We start from the raw sequence: 24,795 nt of genomic DNA on the forward strand, positions 1-24,795 counted from the left end.
GATTAGTACCATTGGAAACGCAATGAAGTGAGGTCTTCTGTATCAATCCCCAGCCGCTCCATACTGTTACGATTAATCAAAAAGGTGGGTTGATCTTGTAAGCTCGATTGAAGATGTCGCGGTTCTTTACCATTGAGAAGAATATCGGCAGCCAAGGAACCAGACTGCTTACCCAGTTGATAAAAGTCAGCGACGGGTCCAAATGTCGCGCCTTTTTGTATGCCTTTTTTGTTTGAACTCAAAATCGGGATATTCGATTGATCGGCAATAGTGATTAAGACCTCTTCTCCACCATTTTGCAGCAACGTGTCGGTAGTTGTAATGAACAAGTCGATACTGGGCGCGATAAGTGAAGCTTGCTGTTTGAGTTCCTGAAGGTTGTTCACTTCAATATCATGAACTGCGATGTTTTTTCTCTTTAATAGGCGGATTAGGTTTGATGCTTGGATCTTGGAGTTAGGCTCACCAATACGATGAAAAATAGCGGCAGACTGTGTGTTAGGGACCAGAGTGTCAATCAATTGAATATAGTGTTGCAGTGGGATGTAGTTACTGGTGCCAACAAGGTTATTACCTGAATATTCAAATGAATCGATAAGCCCAGAGTCAGCAGGGTAGGTGACGATAGAAAACACGATCGGTGTTGTTTCCGGAAATGTTCGTTTGACAATGATGGTACCGGGGGTCGTCAGAGAGTAAACCAAATCCACCTCTCGAGCCGACATGGATAAAATCATTTGTTCTTGGACTTGTTTATCACTCGATGGTTGAGCTGAGATGAAGGATACATTGTCCAAATTCACCCCATTTTCAGCTAACCCATCTTTGAACCCTTGAACGTTCTCGGGGTATCCAGTCCAAGTCGCGAGCGCGATCTTATATGAAGGCGCTGCATATAAAGAAAACGGAACAAATAAAATCACCAATGTAGTTAATAAAGAGCGGGATAACCTTGTGCCGATTTTCATTGCGTCACCTAGCGTAATTGTCCTATTTATTTGTTTAGCTTAGACGGAAAGCGGGTGTTTTGAAGAGTTTACGTTGCTAATTTTGTTAATGAGATGTGACCTGTGTCCGCGAGAGTTTCAAATTATGGCCATTTGTCGATCAATGAGTCTCGGATAAATGATTACACTCGCTTTATAAATTGAAGTAGTAGTAGGTAAGGGTATGACAGCCAAGATCCTCGTTGTCGATGACGATCAAGAAATTTGTGAGTTGTTAGAAGAGTATCTAACTAAGCAAAGTTACCAAGTGAGTGCGGTTAATGATGGCGAGCAAATGAAGGCCGAGATTGATCATCATGGTTATCCTGATCTGATTTTGCTTGATGTTATGCTGCCTGGTGACGACGGGTTTACCCTATGTCAGCACATCCGTCGTCAATCTTCGGTTCCGATTATCATGCTGACAGCAGTCTCAGATGATACTGACCAAATCATTGGTTTAGAAATTGGTGCTGATGACTATATTGCCAAACCCTTTAACCCTCGTCATTTAAATGCACGCATCAAAGCGGTCATGCGCAGAGTCTCTCAAGCCGAAGAACTCCCTGCCAGCTCAACGGCTAAATCGATCGTGTTTGGCGATTGGCAGCTAGATCCTTTAGCGCATCGTATTACCCATTTAGAAAACCATCAGAGTCATGACCTATCTGGTAGTGACTTTGCGCTGCTGATGTTGTTTTTGAAGCGACCCAATGAAGTACTTGATCGAGATACGATATCTTTCGCTACTCGAGGGCGCGAGGCGTTACCATTTGAGCGAGGTATCGACGTACAACTGAGTCGACTTCGCCAGCGTTTAGGTGACAGTGCTCGATTTCCTCATTACATAAAAACCATGCGAGGCAATGGCTATATCTTGGCGGTTCCGGTGAGCTATGAGCAATAGGTCTTGGTTGCGGTTATTTAAGCCCAATTCACTGGTTGGTCGCACGTTAGGATTGACGCTACTAGCGGTCATTTTAGCGCAGGGTGTTGCCACCAGTATTTGGTATACCGAATCCAAACACAAAGAGTTGGCGGGCATACGAGATGCGTCAGAGAGCATGGCGAACATGTTCGCTTCAACCGTGACTTTCTTCCAATCCCTGCCAGTAAAGTATCGCCATATCGTGCTAGACCAGATTCGCAATATGGGCGGGACAAGGTTCTTTGTTTCGTTTAATAAAGAGCAGTTGATTGTCGAACCGATCAAAGATACGCCGTTAAAGTTGGCGTCGATTCACGCCATAGAATCCGTCCTGAACAACAAGTTACGTAAAGCAGAAAGTATCTCAGTCGATTTTTCTCACCCTGATAATCTACGTCTGCTTAAAAACGATATCTACCTGCACGATCTGCCTAAGTCATGGGCGCATCACACATTGACCCTAAAGCCCATCGACCCGCCGATTCTTGTGGTACAGATTGAGCTCGCGACTCATGAGTGGCTCTATATAGCTGCGTTATTGCCAGCCCCGTACGTCACCCTTGACGATACCTTGATTGGGCGTGAGCAAATACTGTTTCTCATTTTCTCAACGACGATTTTATTGGCGTTGACCTATCTGCTGGTACGCAGGCAAGTTAAACCTCTAAAGCGCTTAGCAAAAGCGGCCAATGAAATGAGTATGGACATTGACCAAGCGCCACTTAAAGAAGAGGGAGCGAGCGAGCTAGTGACCGCGACGCGAGCATTTAATCGTATGCAGCAACGCATTCGTCGCTATGTCGCCGATCGAGAACATCTGTTTTCGGCTATCTCCCATGACTTGAAAACCCCGATTACTCGTTTACGACTTCGTGCAGAGTTGCTTGAAAGCGATGAGAAACGTTCGAAGTTTAACCGCGATCTTGATGAGTTAGAGATGATGGTGAAAGGGGCATTGCAGTGTGTAAGAGATACTGACTTACATGAAAATAATGCTTATATCGATCTCAGTGAATTAATTACTTCCATTGTCGAGCCGTTGAATCAGTACCAGCAGCAGGTTGTGTTTACGCCTTCTGATATGGAGCCGATTGTGGCTAAGCCGCTCGCCATGAAACGTGTACTAAGTAATTTAGTTGATAACGCAGTGAAGTATGGCATGAAAGCGAGCATCGAAATCAGCACTGATGAAGAGTGGATTAAAGTGGTGATCTGCGATCAGGGACCGGGCATACCAGAAGATAAGCTTGAAGCTGTGTTTGAGCCCTATTTCCGCTTAGCGACAGATGATGACGGGCACGGCTTAGGGCTCGGAATTTGCCGTAATATTCTCCACGGACATGGTGGAGATCTCATTATTGACAACTTGCCTACTAAGGGGCTTCGCGCGCAAGTCTTTATTCCTTCTAGCTTAGAAGTCTAATGTAACATTGTTGTTACATTGTCTTTACGGTTTGTTTCAATCAAAAAATTCTATTTGGTTAGACTCGTTTTAGTACAAGCAAGAACGCTTGGGGTCATTGAGCTGTTGGCCTGAATGTCTAATCCAATACATGGAAGATAATAATGAAACTTAATAAAACCCTACTTACTCTATCCCTTCTTTCTGCTGCGAATGTTGCAAGTGCTGGCGAAGTTGAAGTGCTTCACTGGTGGACCGCAGGCGGCGAAGCGAAATCGGCAGCTGTGCTTAAAGATATGCTTGAGCAGCAAAACCATACTTGGAAAGATTTTGCGGTTGCTGGTGGCGGCGGTGAGTCAGCGATGACAGTACTGAAAACGCGCGCCGTATCAGGTAACCCACCTTCTGCTGCGCAGATCAAAGGGCATGACATTCAGGAGTGGGGTGGTTTAGGCTTCTTAACTTCTCTTGATAGCACAGGTAAACAAGAAAACTGGGATGAAATCCTACCTTCAGTCGTCACCAAAGTGATGAAGTTTGATGGTGAATACGTAGCAGTACCTGTCAACGTACACCGAGTGAACTGGATTTGGGCTAACCCAGAAGTGCTAAAAAAAGCGGGCGTAGAGCTGCCAACTACATTGGATGAGTTCTTTGTCGCGGCTGAAAAAATTAAGGCTGCGGGCTATGTTCCATTGGCACACGGTGGCCAGCCATGGCAAGACGCGACTGTATTTGAAGCTGTCGCGCTCGATGTACTAGGCAGTGAAGATTATAACAAAGCCTTTGTTGATCTCGATATGAGCGTATTGTCTGGCGACAAGATGGTTGAAGTGTTCACCAAGTTCCAAAAAATTCGTGATTACATTGATGCAAACTCGCCAGGTCGTGATTGGAACGTTGCAACTTCTATGGTGATCAATGGGGAAGCTGCAATGCAAATCATGGGCGACTGGGCGAAAGGTGAGTTTACTGCAGCGGGCAAGGTTCCAGGTAAAGATTACATCTGTGCACCAGCGCCAGGTACAGCTGGCCAGTTTACCTTCAATATCGACAGCTTTGCCTTCTTTGAGCTCAGCGACAAAGGCAATCAAAAAGCGCAGCAAGATCTTGCGCGCACCATCCTAACCAAAGACTTCCAAGAAGTATTCAACCTCAACAAGGGCTCTATCCCAGTACGTTTGGATATGGACATGGCGAAGTTTGACCAATGTGCTCTAGATTCAATGGCAACCTTTAAAGCCAGTGCGAAGTCGGGTGACCTTGTACCAAGTATGGCGCATGGTTTATCAACAACAAGCTACGCTCAGGGCGCTATCTACGACGTTGTGACTAATTTCTTTAACGATGCTGACGCCGATCCTCAGCAAGCTGCACAGAAACTAGCCAAAGCGGTTAAAGCAGCGATCTAAATCTTCGTTGATATCAAACACCCCCAAAGGGCGTTCAGGCTTGTGGGGAGCCTGTTCGCCCTTTTCCTTTACCCAAATAGCAATTTGATTTGGGTTGATGACGTAAGGATTCGTTATGGAGCATGTTGTAAATCGGTACGAGAAGAAGTCTACAGCGAAGCCAAATTTGGCCGATCGACTTCAACACTGGCTACCGAAAATAGTTCTTGCCCCGACCGTGTTAGTAACTGTGGTATGTATCTACGGCTACATTTTTTGGACGGCGGCACTTTCAATGACCAACTCCCGTTTTCTACCAAGTTTCAACTTCGCTGGCTTTGTGCAATATGAAAAGTTGATGGAAAACGATCGTTGGATCACTTCAATTACCAATTTAGGCATTTTCGGTTTGCTGTTTATGCTGGTCGCAATTGGCCTTGGCGTTGGCTTAGCCATCTTGCTTGACCAAAATATTCGCCAAGAAGGGGCAATTCGCACCATTTACCTCTACCCAATGGCGCTTTCGTTCATTGTGACGGGTACTGCTTGGAAGTGGATTTTAAACCCGGGTTTAGGCATCGAGAAGTTGATGCAAGACTGGGGCTTTACCGACTTTAAATTTAACTGGCTAGTTGATTCAGATATGGCGGTTTATACCTTAGTGATCGCCGCAGTATGGCAATCGTCAGGGTTTGTGATGGCGATGTTCCTTGCTGGCTTGCGTGGTATTGATGCTTCCATTATCAAAGCAGCGCAAATCGATGGCGCTAATCTGCCGACCATTTACTGGCGCATCATTATGCCATGTTTAAGACCGGTGTTTTTCAGCGCAGTGATCATTACGTCACATATCGCAATTAAGAGTTTTGACCTAGTTACTGCTATGACCGCTGGTGGACCGGGTTATTCATCAGACTTACCAGCGCTATTTATGTATGCCCATTCCTTTACCCGTGGCCAAATCGGCCTTGGTGCAGCCAGTGCGATGATGATGCTGGCGGGTATCTTAGCGATTCTTGTGCCGTATCTTTATTCTGAACTTAGGGAGAAGAAGTCATGATGCAGAGTATCAATTTCTCTCGACTGTTTATTTACTCGACATTGCTGTTCTTCTGTCTTGTTTATTTAATGCCACTGTTTGTGATGGTGATTACCTCGTTCAAAACGCTGCCTGATATCAAAGCGGGTAACTTAATGAGTTTGCCAACCGAGTGGGTGTTTGATGCATGGTTTAAAGCGTGGGACAGCGCGTGTACCGGCGTAAAGTGTGAAGGGGTAAAAGGCTACTTTTGGAACTCTTTCCAGATGGTGATTCCTGCCGTGGCGATCTCTACCTTGCTTGGCGCATTTAATGGTTACGTTGTGACCAAATGGCAGTTTAGAGGCTCTAACCTATTTTTCAGCTTGTTGCTGTTTGGTTGCTTTATTCCGTTCCAAGTTGTCCTTCTGCCAATGGCAACGGTACTTGGCAAACTAGGCTTAGCGAACACCACCGCAGGTCTTGTGATTGTGCATGTTATCTACGGCATGGCGTTTACGACGCTGTTCTTTAGAAACTTCTATATCAGCATTCCTGATGAGTTAGTCAAAGCGGCTAAATTGGATGGAGCGGGCTTTTTTACCATCTTCTTCAAAATCCTATTGCCGATCTCTACGCCAATCATCATGGTGACGGTGATCTGGCAGTTCACAGCGATTTGGAATGACTTCTTATTTGGTGTGGTTTACTCCGGTTCAGAAACGCAGCCAATAACGGTGGCACTGAATAACTTAGTCAATACCAGTACTGGGATTAAAGAGTACAACGTCGACATGGCGGCGGCGATCATTGCGGCACTGCCTACCTTATTGGTTTACGTCTTAGCAGGAAAATACTTTGTTCGCGGCTTAACGGCTGGATCGGTAAAAGGATAATTATCATGGCAACTCTAGAACTAAAACAAATCCGTAAAACCTACCCGAAAGCGGATCAAGAAACACTCAAAGGGATAGACATCAGCATTGATTCAGGCGAGTTCCTTATCCTTGTCGGGCCGTCAGGGTGTGGTAAGTCAACCTTGATGAACACCATTGCAGGGCTAGAGAATATCAGCTCGGGTGAAATCGTGATTGATGGTAATGATGTGTCTGTGGTTGAACCGAAAGATCGTGATATCGCAATGGTGTTCCAGTCTTACGCGCTCTACCCAAATATGACGGTACGCGGCAATATCGAGTTCGGCCTAAAGATTCGCAAGATGGCAAAAGAAGAGATCGATGCTGAGGTTAACCGTGTGGCAGAGATGCTGCAAATTGACCACCTTTTAGATCGCAAGCCCTCGCAACTGTCGGGTGGTCAGCGTCAACGTGTGGCAATGGGGCGCGCGCTTGCTCGACGACCTAAGTTGTATCTATTTGATGAGCCACTTTCAAACCTTGATGCGAAACTGCGTGTCGAGATGCGTCATCAGATTAAGCGCTTACACCAGCAGCTTAACACCACCATTGTTTATGTTACGCACGATCAAATCGAAGCAATGACACTAGCTGATCGAATTGCCGTGATGAAAGATGGCGAGCTGCAGCAACTTGGTACGCCACAAGAGATCTACAACAAACCGAATAATATGTTTGTGGCCGGCTTTATGGGGTCACCATCGATGAACTTCATTAAAACCATGGTCGATCTTGATGCACAAGAAAAACCAGTGATTAAGGTTACTGGCGGTAATGGGCAAGAACATCACATTAAGCTGCCAGCCTCAATGCGCGAGCAAGACGGCAAGGAAGTGGTGATTGGTCTGCGTCCTGAGCACATTACAGATACCGAAAACCAAGAGTCTGGCGCGACCACTCAGCTAGATTTAACGTTAGAAGTTCTTGAGCCAACAGGGCCAGATACTATTGCGATGATTAAAGTCAACGAGCAGGAAGTCGCATGTCGTTTATCGCCTGAATTTGACGTTACCGCAGGTCAAGTTGCGCCACTTCATTTTGATCTTTCCAAAGCGGTGTTCTTTGACGCGGCTACGGAGAAACGCATTGAATTTAACTAATGAGTGAATTTATTGATACCTTTATTAGTAATTATGAATGAAGTCTACTAGTCTTAGAGTCATAGCATGAAGTAACCATCATGCATTGTGAGTAGAGGTGGGCAGTCATGTCTCCTTATTGCTCACCTCATCTCTAGTAACGAAAATGGCAGCTTGTATAGCTGCCATTTGTTTTTATAACTCCACCGTAGACATCACTACTTGCTGATTTGGTATAAATTCACCCGTATTGGTCAATTCAATGGGTGGAAATCCCCCCATTTATTTCGAATAAATTTGAACTAGCAACATTTCTCAATAGCTGAAATTTCTAAGTTATTGAAATTTAATAACTTAAACTTCTTCTGTAAGTTGGCTTAGTTATTGCCCTTAGTTATGTATCAACACCCATTGATGGGGTTGTTCATTTAACAAGGAGAATAATAATGTTTAAGCCATTGACCCTACTATCTGCTTCGATTCTTGCTGTCACGAGCTTCAACGCTGCCGCTAACTGTGATCCAGGTGAAACGGTAATTAAGTTCAGCCACGTAACGAATACAGATAAACACCCAAAAGGTATTGCGGCTTCATTACTTGAACAGCGTGTAAACGATGAAATGGACGGAAAAATGTGTATGCAGGTTTTCCCTAACTCGACGCTGTATGATGACAACAAAGTGCTGGAAGCACTGCTTAACGGTGACGTACAACTTGCTGCCCCTTCTCTATCAAAGTTTGAAAAGTTCACGAAGAAATACCGTATCTTTGACCTTCCATTCCTGTTTGAAGATGTTGAAGCGGTTGACCGTTTCCAAAACTCTGAGTCGGGTGAGAAGCTGAAAAATGCAATGCGTCGTCGTGGTTTACAAGGTCTCGCGTTTTGGCACAACGGCATGAAACAGATGTCGGCAAACAAGCCACTTATCTCTCCTGAAGATGCGAAAGGTCTTAAGTTCCGTGTTCAAGCGTCAGACGTACTGGTTGCTCAGTTTGAACAGTTAGGCGCAAACCCTCAGAAAATGTCGTTTAAAGAAGTCTACGGCGGCCTACAGACTAAAGTTATCGACGGTCAGGAAAACACTTGGTCAAACATCTACGGTAAGAAGTTCTTTGAAGTTCAAGACGGCATCACAGAAACCAATCACGGTATCCTTGATTACCTAGTAGTGACATCTAAAGACTTTTGGAAAGGTCTGCCTGATGATCAACGTAACCAGCTAAACACCATCATTCAAGAAGTGACGGCAACACGTAATGCTGAGTCTTCACGTGTGAATCTAGCGAACAAGAACAACATTATCGAAGCGGGTGGTGAAGTACGTTCGTTGACACCGGAGCAGCGTCAGCAATGGGTAACGGCACTTCAACCTGTATGGAAGCAGTTTGAAAAAGATATCGGCACGGACCTAATCGAAGCCGCATTAGCATCAAATAAATAATAACAATAATCCCCCAACTATTGGCCCTCTTAATACCCTGCTTCAGGGTATATCGGGAAGAGGGCCTTTCTTTACCCGCGATAAAGTGAAGTAGCTTATGGAACAGTCAATTTTTGCCAGAATTGGGAAGGTGACAGACGCAGTAGAGGAAACTCTCATCGCGTTCTTTTTAGGAGCAATGACCTTGCTCACTTTTGCCAACGTAATATTTCGTTATGTATTTAATGACAACATCTTATGGGCGTTAGAGCTCACCGTATTTATGTTTGCCTGGATGGTACTTGTCGGTGCCTCTTATGGCGTGAAAAAACATTTCCACATCGGTGTTGACGTTATTATCAACCTTGCCCCAGAACAACTACGTAAGGCGTATGCAGTGATGGCTGCGGCTTGCTGTTTAGCATTCTCAATTTTGCTTTTGATTGGTTCTTGGAACTATTGGTACCCGTTTGCCACTGAGCGCGCTTGGTATGAAACCGACGACATTCCAATGCCGGAAATGCTGCAGTTTTTAGCGGATTGGTTAAATGAAGGTGAGCGCTATGAGAAGCTGCCACGTTTTATCCCTTATATGGCGCTACCGATTGGTATGGCTCTGCTGACTTTCCGCTTTGCCCAAGCAACATGGCAAATTCTTACTGGTAAGTTGGATCGCTTAATTGCAGGCCATGAAGCAGAAGAAGAGCTAGAAGCGTTAAAAGAAGAGTTAAAAGACGCCGGTGAAGCAATGGAGCCGAAAAATATCGGTAGTGTCGACAGCAATGATAAGAGCAAGGAGCGCTAAACCATGGAAATCCTATTTTTATTTGTCATGGTGATTGGCTTTATGTTGTTCGGTGTACCGATCGCCATATCACTTGGTCTATCGAGTATTATTTTCTTAATGCTTCACTCGGATGCTTCATTAGCATCAGTGGCGCAAACCCTATTTAATGCCTTTGCAGGGCACTACACCTTACTGGCGATTCCGTTCTTTATCTTAGCGTCGAGCTTTATGTCGACCGGCGGGGTAGCGAAACGAATCATCCGATTTGCGATTGCTATGGTTGGCTGGTTCCGTGGTGGTCTGGCGATGGCTTCGGTTGTGGCGTGTATGATGTTCGCCGCGCTGTCTGGCTCATCTCCTGCAACGGTAGTCGCGATCGGTAGTATCGTGATCGCTGGCATGATCAAAAATGGTTACTCAAAAGACTTTGCCGCGGGTGTGATTTGTAACGCGGGCACGCTGGGTATTTTGATTCCGCCATCGATTGTTATGGTGGTTTACGCTGCAGCGACCGATGTATCAGTAGGTCGTATGTTCTTAGGTGGCGTTATCCCAGGCTTGCTTGCAGGTGTGATGCTGATGATTGCTATCTATATTGCAGCACGAGTGAAGAACTTACCGAAGCAGCCGTTTGTTGGCTGGGGTGAAATGTTTGCCGCAGCCAAAGATGCCAGCTGGGGTCTACTGCTGGTGGTGATCATCTTAGGGGGTATTTACGGTGGTATCTTTACACCAACGGAAGCAGCGGCAGTAGCGGCGGTTTACTCATTCCTGATCGCCAACTTTATCTATAAAGATATGGGCCCATTTGCGGATAAAGAAAACCGTAAGCCAGCGTTAGTCAAAGTGGTTCAAGCGTTTGTTCATAAAGATACTAAGCATACCCTGTATGAAGCGGGTAAGCTGACGATCATGCTGCTGTTTATCATTGCCAACGCACTGATCTTGAAGCACGTATTAACTGAAGAACGTATTCCGCAGATGATCACGGAGTCGATGCTTTCGGCAGGCTTAGGCCCAATTACCTTCCTGATCGTGGTCAACGTATTGCTTCTGATTGGTGGTCAGTTTATGGAGCCATCAGGCCTATTGATCATCGTTGCGCCATTGGTATTCCCAATTGCGATTGCACTGGGTATTGATCCAATTCACCTTGGTATCATGATGGTGGTGAACATGGAGATAGGTATGATTACGCCACCTGTCGGGCTCAATCTGTTTGTTACCGCCGGGGTGGCGAAGATGTCGATGATGCAGGTGGTCAAAGCGGCCTTGCCGTGGGTTGGAGTCATGTTCCTCTTCCTCATCATCGTAACGTACGTACCTTGGGTATCAACGTGGTTACCAACAACGTTAATGGGACCTGAGATAATCACTAAGTAACGCAAACCCTAGACAAAAAAAGCCCCGGATAGACAGCTATCCGGGGCTTTTATTTTAGGGACATACTATTTGAACAGTAAGAGCTAATAACTTAACTCTGAATCATCAGTTCCGTTTGATAAAACCAATATAGATCCCCCAACATGAATAAAAAGTGAATAGGTTATTCACTTTTGTAGTTGTTTTTATCTAGGCCGTATTTCTGCATTTTGTCGTATAGGGTCTTACGCGCCAGTTGCAGGTGCTCCATCGTAGCTTTGATACTGCCATCGCATTGGTTAAGAGCTTGCTCAATAATGCTTTTCTCAAATTCAGCTACTTGTTGGGCAAGACTGGTTTCTTTGCTACTGACGTTATCACTCTCACCAAACTGAGAAAGTCGGCCAAGCAGGACGAAGCGCTCAGCGGCGTTACGTAATTCACGAACATTACCCGGCCAGTCATGAGCCATGAGTTGATGAATTTGTTGAGCTTCAATAGCTGGAGCAGATTTACCGTAGCGAGAATCAGCAACCAGTAAGAAGTGGTGGAATAGTGTCGCAATATCTTCCTTACGCTGCCTAAGAGGCGGTAACTCTAAGGTAACGATGTTGAGTCGATAATAGAGGTCTTCGCGAAAGCTACCTTCAGATGCGGCTTGTTTTAAATCGACCTTAGTGGCAGCAATGACGCGGATATCGATTGGGATCAGAGAGTTGGAGCCAACACGTTCTATCATCCGCTCTTGCAGCACGCGCAGTAAACGAATTTGCGCTTGCATTGGCATGGACTCGATTTCATCTAAGAATAGGGTACCGCCTTGGGCATGCTCAAGCTTGCCAACTCGGGCACTGTCAGCGCCAGTGAATGCGCCTTTTTCATGACCATAAAGCTCACTTTCAATCAAGTTCTCTGGGACTGCGCCACAGTTAATCGCGACAAAGTTATTATCTCGGCGAGAGCTTTGCTCGTGAATCGAGCGCGCAAACAGTTCTTTACCTGTCCCTGTTTCACCAAACAGTAGAATGTCGGCATTGGTATCGGCAATGTGAATAATGGTGTCCCTAAGCGCCTGAATAGAAGGGGTCTCACCAATAATACGCGGCCCAAGTGCTTGGCTGGCTTTAAGGCTACGTTTTAGCTCTTGGTTTTCGAGTGTTAATGCGCGCTTATCTAAAGCGCGGCGTGTGGTATCAATCAGCCGATCGATAGGGAAGGGCTTTTCGATAAAATCGTAGGCGCCGTTTCTTAGCGCGTTGACGGCCATAGAAATATCGCCATGACCAGTAATCAAGATAACGGGTATTTCCGCGTCCTGATGCAAAATACTGGAAAGGATGTTTTCGCCAGATAGGCCGGGCAAACAAATATCGGTAATCACGACTTTTGGCAGGCCATCGGTTTTGATTGCCAATAGCGCATCTTCGGCACTGGCAAAAAATCGTGCTGGGATTTCCTCTAGCTCGAAGCTTTGTTCAATGGCGAGGCGAATATCGCTCTCATCATCAATGAATATGACATCGTACATCGACTTTCCTTGATCGTTATTGTGTTGTCGTCGGTATCGTGAGTATGAACCGCGCTCCACCAAGTGGCGATGTAGTTAAGCTCAACTCGCCCCCCATTGCGTGTGTAATCTGATGGGAGATAGATAAGCCCAAGCCTAAGCCATTTTTCTTGGTGGTGTAAAAAGGTTCAAATAGCTGAGCTTGGCTATCAAATGGGATACCCGGCCCATTGTCATCGACCGCTAATTCGACTTTGCCATTATTATGCAGGACAGACAGAGCAACCTGTTTCGTTTGTTGGCCCTCAACCGCTTGTATCGCATTAGTCAGTAGATTAATCAGCACTTGCTCAAGTTGGATTGGGTTGATCTCGATAGTTGGTAAACTTGATTGGATATCAAGATTTAACTCAACCTGATTCGCCTTAAACTGTGGCGCGAGTAGCTCTTTCGCCGCCAATATAATTGGGGTTGCATCGGCTGTACTGATTTCATTGCTGTCGCTTTTTTTAGCGAACGAACGCAGCTGGCTACTTATCTTTGCCATGCGATCGGTCAGTGCCGAAATCCGTGTCAGGTTATCGTCTACGCGATCATATTTGGACTTTTCTAAAAAGCGCCGTCCGTTATCAGCAAAACTGCGGATGGCGGCCAATGGGTTGTTGAGCTCATGACTGATACTGGCCGACATCTGACCTAATACGGCGAGTTTGGCCGCTTGAATTAATTCATCTTGGGTTTGTCGTAACGCGTGCTCGGTTTTGGTCCGCTCCGCGACCTCCGCTTGCAGCTCAGATGTTCGTTCCATAACCAAAAACTCAAGCTTTTGTTTGGCTTCAGATTGAAGCTGCTCAAATTGTCTTTTCTTGAGATTACGCTGGAAGGTAAGTTGCAGTGATAAGTAAGCAATCACAAACAATAGGGTAGTGATCAACGAGAAGCTAAGCGTTGACCATAGTAGCGTCACTTTAGGTGTTAGCACTCGTAGGGTTAAATCGTGCTTTTCTAGAGGCCTCGAAGAGACCAGGTAGGAGTTTTCGAACCCTGTTGACAGTGGATTCGTTAGTTCTGAACGAGGTATCGACAAGTCACCTGCAAAACCAAACGAACGTATCGGCGAGTCGAGATACTGACGACTATTTAAGATGGTCTGGCGCTGAGCTTCCGATAGGGTCGTTAAACTCTTGAACAACCATTCTTCATTGCTCGACATAAAAATAACGTTGTAGTTATCCGTTGCGACAAAGGTATTAGTTTTGTTTTGCCAATTCGACTCAATCGCGGTGAGGTCCATTTTTATCACAATCACGCCAATGATTTCAGCGGCATAAGTGACCGGGTAAGAAAAATAATAACCACGCTGTTTCGAGCTTGAACCTAGGGCAAAGTACTGACTGGGTTGCCCCTGAATGGCATTGGAAAAATATGGGCGCCACGCATAATTTCGACCGATAAACGAGTGCGGCAAATTCCAGTTACTTGATGCGATAGTGTTGCCAAACTCATCAAGTAAATAAGCATCGGTCGATTGAATCGTACTATTCACTTGCTCTAGATAACGGTTGGTGAGTTCAATTTGCGCCGAGTTGTTTGGGTTCTGCAATGCTGAAATGAGCTCAGTGTCTTTAGCGATCAATTTCGGTAAATGAGCGTACTTGTCGAGTTTACTCGAGATAAATTCTGCGAAGCGTTCTAGCTGCTCTTTGTGAGTGTCAAATTGTTCTTCTTCGCTGGCATTCCAAACCCAACTCGCACCAAGCGTGATGACAGTGATATAGAGGATGCAAAGGTAGAACTTACTTCTTTGAAACGTCAACATTTACAGCCCTGTATCACTTACACATCCATATATAGCGTAAAGGTTTTTGTTATGAATGTGTTTATTGGTCTTAACAAAGTGAGGTATAAAACCGGACGTAGATCGAGTTTTGATCTTTAATCGAAAAAAAATATTAGTTTCTCTTGAAAAAGCTATTAATGTCCCCATTTCTGGAAACAAAGCATGCTTTATTGGCGCTTTTTTTAGCAGTTAAGTGAGTTTTTAGGTGAATCCCGTAGCGATCGTAGGGCTGGACTCGACAGCGGTTGATCTGGTCGGTAGAATGCTGCGTCTGAATTTTTATCCTGAGGCTAATCGGAGATACCTTTTTATCGAATCAAATTCGTAAGGATATCGCTAATTAGTCCGATGATTGACTCGTCAGTTGTCGATACTCGATTTATAGAAGAGTACTCTTAGAGTACAAACAAGGATGGGTTCTATCTCTGTTGCAGAGTAGAGCACATAAGCTCAGTTATCTGAGCCAGTTTTGAGGTTAATGAATAATGCAAGTTACTGTTGAAACGCTAGAGGGCCTAGAGCGCCGTCTAAACATTACTGTTCCTGCTGCAAACATCGAAGATGCTGTAACAGCTGAACTACGCAACATCGCAAAAAACCGTCGTTTCGATGGTTTCCGTAAAGGCAAAGTGCCTCTAAAAATGGTTGCGAAGATGTACGGCAAAGCAGTACGTCAAGACGTGATGGGCGAAGTAATGCAACGTCACTTCATCGAAGCGATCGTTAAAGAAAAAATCAACCCAGCAGGCGCACCTACTTTCGCTCCAGTTGAGTCTACAGAAGGTGCAGACCTAGTATTCAACGCAACTTTCGAAGTTTACCCAGAAGTTGAGCTAAAAGGCCTAGAGAACATCACTGTTGAGAAACCAACAACTGAAGTTCAAGACGCAGATGTTGAAGAGATGATCGACACTCTACGTAAACAGCAAGCAACTTGGGCTGAAGTTGAAGAAGCTGCTGAAGAAGGTAAGCGTGCTACTATCGATTTCGTTGGTTCTATCGACGGTGAAGAGTTCGAAGGCGGTAAAGCTGAGAACTTCCCACTAGAGATGGGCGCTGGTCGCATGATCCCTGGTTTTGAAGACGGTATCGCAGGTAAGACTGCTGGTATGGAATTCGAAATTGACGTGACTTTCCCAGAAGATTACCACGCAGAAAACCTAAAAGGTAAAGCTGCTAAGTTCGCAATCAAAGTAAACAAAGTTGAAGCTCGTGAGCTTCCAGAACTAAACGACGAGTTCGTTTCTAAGTTCGGTGTTGCTGAAGGCGGCGTTGACGCTCTTAAAGCAGAAGTTCGTAAGAACATGCAGCGTGAACTTAAGCAAGCTATTAAGAACCGCATCAAAGAGCAAGCTATCGACGGTCTAGTTAAAGAAAACGACATCGACGTACCAGCTGCACTAATCGATCAAGAGATCGGTACTCTACGTCAGCAAGCTGCACAGCGTTTCGGTGGCAACCCAGAAGCGGCTGCACAACTTCCACGTGAACTGTTCGAAGAGCAAGCTAAGCGTCGCGTAGTTGTAGGTCTTCTACTAGGTGAAGTAATCAAGTCTGAAGAGCTAAAAGCTGACGACGAGAAAGTGAAAGCACTTATCGAAGAAATGGCGACTGCATACGAAGATCCAACAGAAGTTGTTTCTTACTACGAGCAGAACGAGCAAATGATGAACAACATGCGCAATGTTGCTCTAGAAGAGCAAGCAATTGATGCAATCATCTCTAAAGCTCAGGTTTCTGAAAAAGAAGTTAGCTTCAACGAGCTAATGAACCAGCAACCAGCTGCTTAATAAGCAATTTATTGCTGAGAAGGTTGACTAAACGTTAACTATTCTGCTAACAATGGTCCGTATGATATGTATCATACGGGCCATTTATTTTAGGGACATAAGAATATGAGCTACCAAGAAAAAAATACAATGCCATCAATTATGGACGCGCTAGTACCAATGGTCGTTGAGCAAACTTCCCGTGGTGAACGTTCTTACGATATTTACTCTCGTTTGCTGAAAGAGCGTGTTATTTTCTTGACTGGTCAAGTGGAAGACCACATGGCAAACCTTGTCGTGGCACAGCTACTTTTCCTAGAATCAGAAAATCCAGACAAAGATATTTTCCTATACATCAACTCGCCAGGCGGCAGTGTAACTGCAGGTATGTCTATCTACGACACAATGCAGTTTATCAAGCCTAATGTAAGCACAGTATGTATGGGTCAAGCATGCTCGATGGGTGCATTCCTACTTGCTGGTGGTGCACCAGGCAAGCGCTATGTTCTACCTAACTCACGAGTAATGATTCACCAACCACTAGGTGGCTTCCAAGGTCAGGCATCGGATATTCAGATCCATGCTCAAGAAATTCTAACGATCAAACAAAAACTTAACACTCTACTTGCTGAGCACACTGGCCAGCCTCTAGAAGTGATTGAGCGTGATACTGATCGTGACAACTTCATGGCAGCCGATCAAGCGGTTGAATATGGTCTAGTTGATGCAGTTCTCACTCATCGCGGTGAATAACTAGCAACATTGCCATATATTGATATACACTCAAGTCATATAAGTAAAGGCTAAGAGGTTAGCGAATGACAGATAAAAGCAAAGAGAGCGGTAGTAGTAAGCTTCTTTACTGCTCTTTCTGCGGCAAAAGCCAGCATGAAGTTCGTAAGCTAATCGCTGGTCCGTCAGTCTATATTTGTGACGAATGTGTCGACCTATGTAACGACATCATTCGTGAAGAAATTAAAGATGTTCTACCGAAGAAACAGTCTGAAGCACTACCAGTGCCAAGAGACATTCGTGAACACCTTGATGACTACGTGATTGGCCAAGATTACGCGAAGAAAGTGCTAGCAGTAGCCGTTTATAACCACTATAAGCGTTTACGTAATGGAGATACGACGAGCGAAGGTGTAGAACTTGGTAAAAGTAACATCTTGCTAATCGGTCCTACAGGTAGTGGTAAAACGCTACTAGCAGAGACATTAGCTCGTTTCCTAGATGTACCATTCACTATGGCTGACGCAACAACGCTAACAGAAGCGGGTTACGTTGGTGAAGATGTAGAAAACATCATCCAGAAACTTCTGCAGAAGTGTGATTACGACGTAGCGAAAGCTGAGCGTGGTATCGTGTACATCGATGAGATTGATAAGATCTCACGTAAAGCTGAAAACCCATCGATTACGCGTGACGTATCAGGTGAAGGTGTTCAGCAAGCGCTATTGAAATTGATTGAAGGCACAGTTGCTTCAGTACCACCACAAGGTGGTCGTAAGCATCCTCAGCAAGAATTCCTGCAAGTAGATACATCTAAGATTCTATTTATTTGTGGCGGTGCATTTGCTGGCCTAGATAAAGTGATCGAGCAACGTGTTGCAACGGGCACTGGTATCGGTTTTGGTGCAGAAGTTCGTTCTAAAGACGAAACCAAGACTGTGGGTGAACTATTCACTCAGGTTGAGCCAGAAGATTTGGTTAAATATGGCCTAATCCCTGAGTTCATTGGTCGTCTTCCTGTAACGACAACGCTGACAGAGCTAGATGAGGATGCATTAATCCAAATCTTATGTGAGCCGAAGAATGCACTGACTAAGCAATACGCTGCTTTGTTTGAACTAGAAGATGCGGAGTTAGAATTCCGTGAAGATGCACTGCGTGCGATTGCTAAGAAAGCAATGGAGCGTAAAACAGGTGCTCGTGGTCTTCGTTCAATTCTTGAAGGCGTGCTGCTTGAGACCATGTATGAACTGCCATCAATGGACGACGTAAGTAAAGTCGTTATCGATGAGTCAGTGATTAAAGGTGAGTCTGATCCATTGCTGATTTATAGCAACTCAGATAACCAAGCTGCAGGCGCAGAATCTTAATACGAATCACATAATTAGATATCGGTAGAAAGGGAGTAATCAATTACTCCCTTTTTTTTATTCTTTCATTGAATCCAAACAATTAAGCCCCATATACTGCAGATAGGACTAAGCGGAAGAGAGAATAATATGAACTTGGAACGTTCCGAACGTATCGAGATCCCCGTACTACCTCTAAGAGATGTAGTCGTTTACCCGCACATGGTAATTCCATTGTTTGTTGGCCGAGAAAAGTCGATTGCATGTCTTGAAGCTGCAATGGATAACAACAAGCAAGTATTGTTAGTAGCGCAGAAAGAAGCGGATACTGACGAGCCAGCTCAATCGGACATGTTTGAAGTTGGTACCGTTGCGACGATCCTTCAATTACTGAAGCTACCAGATGGCACGGTGAAAGTGCTTGTTGAAGGTCAGCAACGTGCAAAAATTAACCACTTTATTGAGAATGAATTCTTCTTTGCTGAAGCTGAGTACCTAACGACAGCTGAGCTTGATGAGCGCGAGCAAGAAGTGATTGTACGTAGTGCAATTAACCAGTTTGAAGGTTTTATCAAACTCAATAAAAAGATCCCGCCAGAAGTACTCACTTCGCTAAATGGTATCGATGAAGCCGCTCGTCTGGCTGATACTATTGCTGCTCATATGCCTCTTAAACTTGCTGATAAGCAAGCGGTACTAGAACTTCTAGATGTGACTGAGCGCCTTGAGTTCCTGATGGGACAAATGGAATCTGAAATCGATCTGCTACAAGTTGAGAAGCGTATTCGCACTCGCGTTAAGAAGCAGATGGAAAAATCGCAGCGCGAGTACTACCTGAATGAGCAAATGAAAGCGATTCAGAAAGAGCTTGGCGAAAGCGAAGATGGCGTTGATGAATTCGAGACTCTCAAGCAGAAGATCGAAGAATCGAAAATGCCTCAAGAAGCGCGTGAAAAGACAGAGCAAGAGCTACAAAAGCTGAAGATGATGTCACCGATGTCAGCGGAAGCAACCGTAGTTCGTGGATACATCGACTGGATGTTAGGTGTGCCTTGGAACAAGCGTTCTAAGGTGAAGAAGAACCTAGCCAAAGCCGAAGAGATTCTAAACGAAGACCACTACGGTTTAGAGCGCGTTAAAGAACGTATTCTTGAGTACTTAGCGGTTCAAAACCGAATCAATAAGCTCAAAGGCCCAATTCTATGTCTTGTGGGTCCTCCTGGTGTAGGTAAAACCTCTCTAGGCCGTTCTATTGCAGCTGCAACAGGGCGTAAATATACCCGTATGGCACTAGGTGGCGTAAGAGATGAAGCGGAAATCCGTGGTCACCGTCGTACCTATATCGGTTCAATGCCGGGTAAGCTTATCCAGAAGATGTCTAAAGTTGGCGTGAAGAACCCACTTTTCCTTCTTGATGAGATCGACAAGATGTCATCGGACATGCGTGGCGATCCATCTTCAGCACTGCTAGAAGTTCTCGATCCAGAGCAGAACAACGCGTTTAACGATCACTACCTAGAAGTCGATTACGATCTTTCTGATGTTATGTTCGTTGCGACGTCTAACTCTATGGATATTCCAGGTCCGCTATTAGACCGTATGGAAGTAATTCGTCTATCGGGTTACACCGAAGATGAGAAACTGAACATTGCTAAGCGTCACCTTGTTGAGAAGCAAGTGAAACGCAATGGTCTTAAGCCACACGAGATTGAGATCGAAGATTCAGCCATCATCGGCATTATCCGTTACTACACGAGAGAAGCGGGTGTGCGTAGCCTAGAGCGTGAAATTTCGAAGATCTGTCGTAAAGCGGTGAAGAATATTCTGCTGGATGCTCAATTGAAGTCTGTGACTGTAAGCATGGATAACCTTAAAGAGTATCTAGGTGTTCAGCGTCACGACTTTGGTAAAGCCGATGACAGCAACCGTGTAGGTCAGGTAACGGGTCTAGCTTGGACTCAAGTCGGTGGTGATTTACTGACTATCGAAACTGAATCTATGCCAGGTAAAGGTAAGCTGACGCAAACAGGTTCGCTTGGCGACGTAATGAAAGAGTCGATTCAAGCGGCGATGACAGTCGTACGTTCACGCGCTGAGAAACTGGGTATCAACTCAGATTTCTATGAGAAGCGTGATATCCACGTCCACGTACCTGAAGGTGCAACACCGAAAGATGGCCCAAGTGCGGGTATCGCGATGTGTACAGCGCTGGTTTCTAGCCTAACAGGTAACCCTGTAAAGGCAGAAGTGGGTATGACGGGTGAAATTACCCTCCGTGGTGAAGTTCTACCAATCGGTGGCCTGAAAGAAAAACTGCTCGCTGCACACCGTGGTGGCATTAAAACAGTTCTGATTCCAAAGGACAACGAACGTGATCTAGAAGACATTCCTGATAACGTTATCGCCGATCTTAAGGTGATTCCAGTGCAATGGATCGACGAAGTTTTGAAAGTTGCATTAGAAAATGAGCCGTCTGGTGTCGAGTTTGCTGCGGTAAAATAGTGATATGTAGCAAAAATAAGTAAAAGATTACGCTGATAAGCATAAAAAGGCTTGTCAGCGTTTTTTTTGGACGCTAACGTTAGCGACTATAGCTTCGGGCCTTGTTATACAAGGGGTTGTCGCTAATTTGAAATGAAATGGAACGTTAAGCTACCTATAAAAAAATAACCAGGTGGCGCAAAGGGGAATCACAGTGAATAAAACACAATTAGTAGAAAAAATCGCAGAAAACGCAGACCTATCAAAAGCTTCAGCTGGCCGTGCGCTTGACGCATTCATCGAAGCAGTAGGCGATACTCTGCAGTCTGGTGATCAAGTTGCTCTAGTTGGCTTCGGTACATTCAGCGTACGTACTCGTGCTGCACGCACAGGCCGTAACCCTAAGACTGGTGAAGAAATCCAAATCGCAGAAGCTAAAGTTCCTGCGTTTAAAGCTGGTAAGGCTCTTAAAGATTCTTGCAACTAATCAAAAAATCGCCATTTAGGCTGATTTTTTCGAACCTTTTTAAATTATGCGCATCATACTGATGCGCATTTCTTTTTCTGGTATTATCGCGCTAATCAATTTTTATTTTAATGAAGTACATTGTGCCCAACTTTTCAATCATGTTGGTGCGATGTATAAGCGGAGAGTAGTTTAAGTATGATGGACCGATTACGCGAAGGCGTTAACAGCATCGCGGTTAAAATTATCCTGGGACTTATCATCCTATCTTTCGTGTTTGCAGGTGTTGGTAGCTACATTGTTGGCGGTTCAAATAACACAGCTGCGAAAGTAGGTAATGTTGAAATTGGCCGTGGTGAGTTTGAACAAGCTTACCAAAACGAACGTAATCGTATGCAAGCTCAGCTTGGTGATTACTTCTCTAACTTGTTGGCTGACCCTAGCTACGTAGAGTCTTTCCGCAAATCTGTACTTGATCGTATGGTAAACGACTTGCTACTTGAGCAGCACGCTGAAGCGTTGGGCTTACGTGTTAGCGATGCGCAAGTTCGTACACTGATTCTTGAAATGCCTCAGTTCCAAATTGACGGTAAGTTCGATCAAGAGATTTATCAAACGGCGCTTCGTCGTGCTGGCTTCAACGCAGAGAGCTTTGCAGAATACCTGCGTCGTGATTTAGTTCGTAACCAGCTACTCACTGCTATTCAAGGTAGTGACTTTACACTGCCGGGTGAAGTAGAAGCACAGAGCAAGCTACTGACTCAAACTCGTGAAGTGAAGAAAGTCACGCTATCTCTAGAAGACTTTGCGGCAAAGGCGCAATTGTCTGAAGAAGAAATCAACGACTACTACAAACAAAACCCAGAGCGTTACACACGCCCTGAGCAAGTGAAAGTAGCCTACATTGAGTTATCTGCTCAGCAGCTTAAAGACGGTATTGAGGTATCGGAAGAGCAAGCGAAGCAGTACTACCAAGAACACCTAGACAAGTACTCATCTGAAGAACAGCGCCGTGTAAGCCACATCCTAGTTGAAGGCGACGATGAAGCTAAAGCGCAGGCGATTCTTGATGAGCTAAATGCAGGTGCTGACTTTGCTACACTAGCTGAAGAAAAATCTGATGACTTCGGTAGTGCGTCTGAAGGTGGCTCACTAGGTTGGATTGAACGCGATGTAATGGACCCAGCATTTGAAGATGCAGCGTTTGCTCTAACGAAAGTGGGTGAAACAACAGGTCTGGTTAAATCAGATTTCGGTTACCACATCATCAAGCTTGACGAACTTAAAGATTCAGTTGCTAAGCCATATTCAGAGGTTGCAGCAGAAATCAAGCAAGAGCTAAAAGATCAGCAAGCAGTCGATCAGTATTATGAACTGCAGAGTGAACTTGAAAAGGTAGCGTTCGAATACCCTGATTCTCTAGATGATGCTGCTCAAGCAATCAACGCTAAGATTCATACTACTGACTTCATTTCTCAAGTCGACGCTCCTGAGCTACTGAAAACGCCAGCTGTATTACAAGCTATCGTTAGCCCAGAAGTGAAAGAAGATGGCCTAAACTCAGAGGTTATCGAAGTTGCACCTGAGCACGTGATTGTGGTTCGTGTTGAAGACGCACGTGATGAGATGGTTCTACCGCTAGAAGATGTTCGCGAACAAGTAACAACGACACTGGCGAAAGTGAAAGGTGAGCAGAGTGCTATCGAACTTGCTGATAAACTGGTTGCTGAACTTAAGGAAGGCAAGCAAGGTTTATTGGGAGAAAATGGTCTAGCATTCGGCGAAACAGAAACGGTTGACCGTAGCTCTCCACTAGCAGACGTAGTGTTCTCTATGGTGAAACCTGAAGAGGGTAAAGTAGAGTTTGCTCAGGCGAAAGACCTAAATGGTGATATCGTTGTTGTTGAACTAACAGATGTTTCTTCAATGTTCAACACTATGTATAACGAACAGATCGCTCAGCAAATGACACAAGCAAATGCTCAACAAGACCTTTCAGGCCTGATCAGCATTTTGCGTAAAACGATTGATATTGAATACTACGTTGTGACTCAATAGTCAGCGATAATGTAATTGATATATAGATTAAAACGGGCTGCAATTGCAGCCCGCTTTGTTTTTCTAGCTTAGCGTTATAGCTTGGTTGCCAGGTTGATTAATCTGTCCAGACATCTTGATAGAAAGGAAATCGAAATGTTTAAACAGATAGTGTTAATTATGGCGTTAATCGTGGCGGCTCCACTGAGTTTAGCGGCTGATAGCAAAACCAATCCTAAATACGAAGGGATTGAAATTACCGTTAATATCAATAGTGCAGGAGCGGAGGAGCTAGCGGCGCTACTTAATGGGGTTGGGCTAAAGAAAGCACAAGCGATCGTTTCGTATCGCGATGAGCACGGCAGTTTCAAAACAGCGCAGGAGTTAACCGCGGTTAAAGGGATAGGTGAGGGTTTAGTCACTCGCAACTTAGACAGAATCAAGTTATAAACCTGTACAAGAGCGCAATCGCGCTCTTTTTTAAATTTCCCCATTATCTTCCTAGAACCTCTACACATTTACCTCTATAATTTCACGCCAAACAAAGGTCAGTGCGCGGAGCAATGATCAGTAACTAACGCGGAGTAAAACATGTCGTCTCATACACCGGTAGTCACCGTTGATGGACCAAGTGGTGCAGGTAAGGGCACTCTTTGTATGCTGTTAGCAAACAAGCTAGGTTTTCACTTATTAGATTCTGGTGCCATCTACCGAGTATTGGCACTTGCTGCTATCCATCACGGTGTGAACTTAGAATCGGAAGACACACTGGTTCCACTTGCTACCCACCTTGACGTACAGTTTGTTGCGGAAGGCGACTTAGTGAAGGTTATTCTAGAAGGCGAAGATGTCTCTGGTGAGCTACGCAAAGAAGAAACGGGGATGGCGGCATCAAAAGTAGCAGCGTTACCTCGCGTGCGTGAAGCATTACTGCGTCGTCAGCGTGCGTTTGCCGAAGGCGAAGGCCTAGTTGCCGATGGTCGTGATATGGGCACGGTTGTTTTTCCTCAAGCTGAGGTGAAAATTTTCCTTGATGCTAGCGCTGAAGAGCGAGCGACTCGCCGCCTTAAACAGTTGCAAGGCAAGGGTTTAGATGTTAGATTTGACGACCTTTTGAGCGAGATCCAAGAGCGTGACGACCGAGATCGTAACCGCCCAGTGGCACCATTACGCCCTGCAGAGGATGCGCTTTTGCTAGATTCTACTACGATGAGTATCGACGAAGTGGTAGAAAAGGCACTACAATATATCGAATCTAAGCTAGTCGCCTAGGCGGCTAGGTCAGAGCGTTGGTCGCAAGGATGATGACTGGCGAATTTAATA

Annotated in this window: 20 protein-coding genes; 17 read left to right on the forward strand and 3 right to left on the reverse strand. The window is 45.1% G+C overall.

The window, feature by feature from the left end:
* Positions 1-2: 2 nt before the first annotated feature.
* A complete protein-coding gene (locus ELS82_RS09840; RefSeq protein ID WP_134835329.1) occupies positions 3-968 on the reverse strand; it encodes an ABC transporter substrate-binding protein in 966 nt (321 codons plus the stop codon).
* A gap of 202 nt (positions 969-1,170) precedes the next feature.
* On the opposite strand from ELS82_RS09840, the gene ELS82_RS09845 reads away from it, so the two are divergent.
* The 9 genes from ELS82_RS09845 (at position 1,171) to ELS82_RS09885 (ending at position 11,312) form a co-directional block, all read left to right on the forward strand.
* On the forward strand, positions 1,171-1,893 hold the full coding sequence (locus ELS82_RS09845) for a response regulator (protein WP_134835330.1): 723 nt from the start codon (positions 1,171-1,173) through the stop codon (positions 1,891-1,893).
* Positions 1,883-3,337 carry an ATP-binding protein gene (locus ELS82_RS09850; protein WP_134835331.1) on the forward strand — a complete coding sequence of 485 codons (1,455 nt, stop codon included), beginning with the start codon at positions 1,883-1,885 and terminating at the stop codon, positions 3,335-3,337. Before ELS82_RS09845 ends, ELS82_RS09850 begins: the two co-directional genes overlap by 11 nt.
* Positions 3,338-3,480: 143 nt before the next feature.
* Positions 3,481-4,728: an ABC transporter substrate-binding protein gene (locus ELS82_RS09855; RefSeq protein WP_053438328.1), complete on the forward strand. Its 1,248-nt coding sequence runs from the start codon at positions 3,481-3,483 to the stop codon at positions 4,726-4,728.
* Positions 4,729-4,843: 115 nt separating this feature from the next.
* Positions 4,844-5,767: a carbohydrate ABC transporter permease gene (locus tag ELS82_RS09860; RefSeq protein WP_134835332.1), complete on the forward strand. Its 924-nt coding sequence runs from the start codon at positions 4,844-4,846 to the stop codon at positions 5,765-5,767.
* On the forward strand, positions 5,764-6,621 hold the full coding sequence (locus tag ELS82_RS09865) for a carbohydrate ABC transporter permease (protein WP_134835333.1): 858 nt from the start codon (positions 5,764-5,766) through the stop codon (positions 6,619-6,621). Before ELS82_RS09860 ends, ELS82_RS09865 begins: the two co-directional genes overlap by 4 nt.
* A 5-nt stretch (positions 6,622-6,626) precedes the next feature.
* The gene (locus tag ELS82_RS09870) at positions 6,627-7,742 is read left to right on the forward strand and encodes an ABC transporter ATP-binding protein (protein WP_134835334.1); all 1,116 of its coding nucleotides are present in this window, start codon (positions 6,627-6,629) and stop codon (positions 7,740-7,742) included.
* A gap of 425 nt (positions 7,743-8,167) precedes the next feature.
* Positions 8,168-9,163, forward strand: a complete 996-nt coding sequence (locus ELS82_RS09875) for a TRAP transporter substrate-binding protein (protein ID WP_134835335.1) — start codon at positions 8,168-8,170, stop codon at positions 9,161-9,163.
* A gap of 97 nt (positions 9,164-9,260) precedes the next feature.
* Positions 9,261-9,947 (forward strand): TRAP transporter small permease, encoded by a 687-nt coding sequence (locus tag ELS82_RS09880; protein WP_134835336.1) that lies wholly within the window; start codon positions 9,261-9,263, stop codon positions 9,945-9,947.
* 3 nt (positions 9,948-9,950) lie between these two features.
* Positions 9,951-11,312: a TRAP transporter large permease gene (locus ELS82_RS09885; RefSeq protein ID WP_134835337.1), complete on the forward strand. Its 1,362-nt coding sequence runs from the start codon at positions 9,951-9,953 to the stop codon at positions 11,310-11,312.
* A gap of 163 nt (positions 11,313-11,475) precedes the next feature.
* On the opposite strand, the gene ELS82_RS09890 is transcribed toward ELS82_RS09885, so the two are convergent.
* Positions 11,476-12,819, reverse strand: a complete 1,344-nt coding sequence (locus tag ELS82_RS09890; RefSeq protein WP_134835338.1) for a sigma-54-dependent transcriptional regulator — start codon at positions 12,817-12,819, stop codon at positions 11,476-11,478.
* A 16-nt stretch (positions 12,820-12,835) separates the two neighbouring features.
* A complete protein-coding gene (locus ELS82_RS09895; protein WP_134835339.1) occupies positions 12,836-14,617 on the reverse strand; it encodes a sensor histidine kinase in 1,782 nt (593 codons plus the stop codon).
* 506 nt (positions 14,618-15,123) lie between these two features.
* Here ELS82_RS09895 and tig point away from each other — a divergent pair.
* The 8 genes from tig (at position 15,124) to cmk (ending at position 24,744) form a co-directional block, all read left to right on the forward strand.
* Positions 15,124-16,428 (forward strand): trigger factor, encoded by a 1,305-nt coding sequence (gene tig / locus ELS82_RS09900; protein ID WP_134835340.1) that lies wholly within the window; start codon positions 15,124-15,126, stop codon positions 16,426-16,428.
* Positions 16,429-16,533: 105 nt separating this feature from the next.
* Positions 16,534-17,160, forward strand: a complete 627-nt coding sequence (gene clpP / locus ELS82_RS09905) for an ATP-dependent Clp endopeptidase proteolytic subunit ClpP (protein ID WP_053438318.1) — start codon at positions 16,534-16,536, stop codon at positions 17,158-17,160.
* A gap of 65 nt (positions 17,161-17,225) precedes the next feature.
* Entirely contained in the window at positions 17,226-18,509 is a 1,284-nt protein-coding gene (gene clpX, locus ELS82_RS09910) for an ATP-dependent protease ATP-binding subunit ClpX (RefSeq protein WP_053438317.1), read from the forward strand.
* 129 nt (positions 18,510-18,638) lie between these two features.
* Positions 18,639-20,990, forward strand: a complete 2,352-nt coding sequence (gene lon, locus ELS82_RS09915) for an endopeptidase La (protein WP_134835341.1) — start codon at positions 18,639-18,641, stop codon at positions 20,988-20,990.
* Positions 20,991-21,183: 193 nt separating this feature from the next.
* On the forward strand, positions 21,184-21,456 hold the full coding sequence (hbs, locus tag ELS82_RS09920; protein ID WP_004414742.1) for a non-specific DNA-binding protein Hbs: 273 nt from the start codon (positions 21,184-21,186) through the stop codon (positions 21,454-21,456).
* Between the two features lie 177 nt (positions 21,457-21,633).
* The gene (gene ppiD, locus ELS82_RS09925) at positions 21,634-23,493 is read left to right on the forward strand and encodes a peptidylprolyl isomerase (RefSeq protein ID WP_134835342.1); all 1,860 of its coding nucleotides are present in this window, start codon (positions 21,634-21,636) and stop codon (positions 23,491-23,493) included.
* Positions 23,494-23,628: 135 nt separating this feature from the next.
* Positions 23,629-23,922: a ComEA family DNA-binding protein gene (locus tag ELS82_RS09930; protein ID WP_134835343.1), complete on the forward strand. Its 294-nt coding sequence runs from the start codon at positions 23,629-23,631 to the stop codon at positions 23,920-23,922.
* Positions 23,923-24,063: 141 nt separating this feature from the next.
* A complete protein-coding gene (cmk, locus tag ELS82_RS09935; protein ID WP_134835344.1) occupies positions 24,064-24,744 on the forward strand; it encodes a (d)CMP kinase in 681 nt (226 codons plus the stop codon).
* Positions 24,745-24,795 lie beyond the last annotated feature (51 nt).

It is taken from the genome of Vibrio ouci (genome assembly GCF_004551525.1).
GTDB classification, from domain to species: Bacteria; Pseudomonadota; Gammaproteobacteria; order Enterobacterales; family Vibrionaceae; genus Vibrio; species Vibrio ouci.

What these genes read in the sequence shown, in the direction of transcription:
- ELS82_RS09860 (WP_134835332.1), top strand. Translation starts at nt 4,844, where the DNA reads ATGGAGCATGTTGTAAATCGGTACGAGAAGAAGTCTACAGCGAAGCCA.
- ELS82_RS09850 (WP_134835331.1), top strand. Translation starts at nt 1,883, where the DNA reads ATGAGCAATAGGTCTTGGTTGCGGTTATTTAAGCCCAATTCACTGGTT.
- cmk (WP_134835344.1), top strand. Translation starts at nt 24,064, where the DNA reads ATGTCGTCTCATACACCGGTAGTCACCGTTGATGGACCAAGTGGTGCA.
- clpP (WP_053438318.1), top strand. Translation starts at nt 16,534, where the DNA reads ATGAGCTACCAAGAAAAAAATACAATGCCATCAATTATGGACGCGCTA.
- ELS82_RS09895 (WP_134835339.1), bottom strand. Translation starts at nt 14,617, where the DNA reads ATGTTGACGTTTCAAAGAAGTAAGTTCTACCTTTGCATCCTCTATATC.
- ELS82_RS09890 (WP_134835338.1), bottom strand. Translation starts at nt 12,819, where the DNA reads ATGTACGATGTCATATTCATTGATGATGAGAGCGATATTCGCCTCGCC.
- ppiD (WP_134835342.1), top strand. Translation starts at nt 21,634, where the DNA reads ATGATGGACCGATTACGCGAAGGCGTTAACAGCATCGCGGTTAAAATT.
- tig (WP_134835340.1), top strand. Translation starts at nt 15,124, where the DNA reads ATGCAAGTTACTGTTGAAACGCTAGAGGGCCTAGAGCGCCGTCTAAAC.
- ELS82_RS09855 (WP_053438328.1), top strand. Translation starts at nt 3,481, where the DNA reads ATGAAACTTAATAAAACCCTACTTACTCTATCCCTTCTTTCTGCTGCG.
- clpX (WP_053438317.1), top strand. Translation starts at nt 17,226, where the DNA reads ATGACAGATAAAAGCAAAGAGAGCGGTAGTAGTAAGCTTCTTTACTGC.
- ELS82_RS09840 (WP_134835329.1), bottom strand. Translation starts at nt 968, where the DNA reads ATGAAAATCGGCACAAGGTTATCCCGCTCTTTATTAACTACATTGGTG.
- ELS82_RS09885 (WP_134835337.1), top strand. Translation starts at nt 9,951, where the DNA reads ATGGAAATCCTATTTTTATTTGTCATGGTGATTGGCTTTATGTTGTTC.
- ELS82_RS09880 (WP_134835336.1), top strand. Translation starts at nt 9,261, where the DNA reads ATGGAACAGTCAATTTTTGCCAGAATTGGGAAGGTGACAGACGCAGTA.
- ELS82_RS09875 (WP_134835335.1), top strand. Translation starts at nt 8,168, where the DNA reads ATGTTTAAGCCATTGACCCTACTATCTGCTTCGATTCTTGCTGTCACG.
- ELS82_RS09930 (WP_134835343.1), top strand. Translation starts at nt 23,629, where the DNA reads ATGTTTAAACAGATAGTGTTAATTATGGCGTTAATCGTGGCGGCTCCA.
- ELS82_RS09870 (WP_134835334.1), top strand. Translation starts at nt 6,627, where the DNA reads ATGGCAACTCTAGAACTAAAACAAATCCGTAAAACCTACCCGAAAGCG.
- ELS82_RS09845 (WP_134835330.1), top strand. Translation starts at nt 1,171, where the DNA reads ATGACAGCCAAGATCCTCGTTGTCGATGACGATCAAGAAATTTGTGAG.
- ELS82_RS09865 (WP_134835333.1), top strand. Translation starts at nt 5,764, where the DNA reads ATGATGCAGAGTATCAATTTCTCTCGACTGTTTATTTACTCGACATTG.
- lon (WP_134835341.1), top strand. Translation starts at nt 18,639, where the DNA reads ATGAACTTGGAACGTTCCGAACGTATCGAGATCCCCGTACTACCTCTA.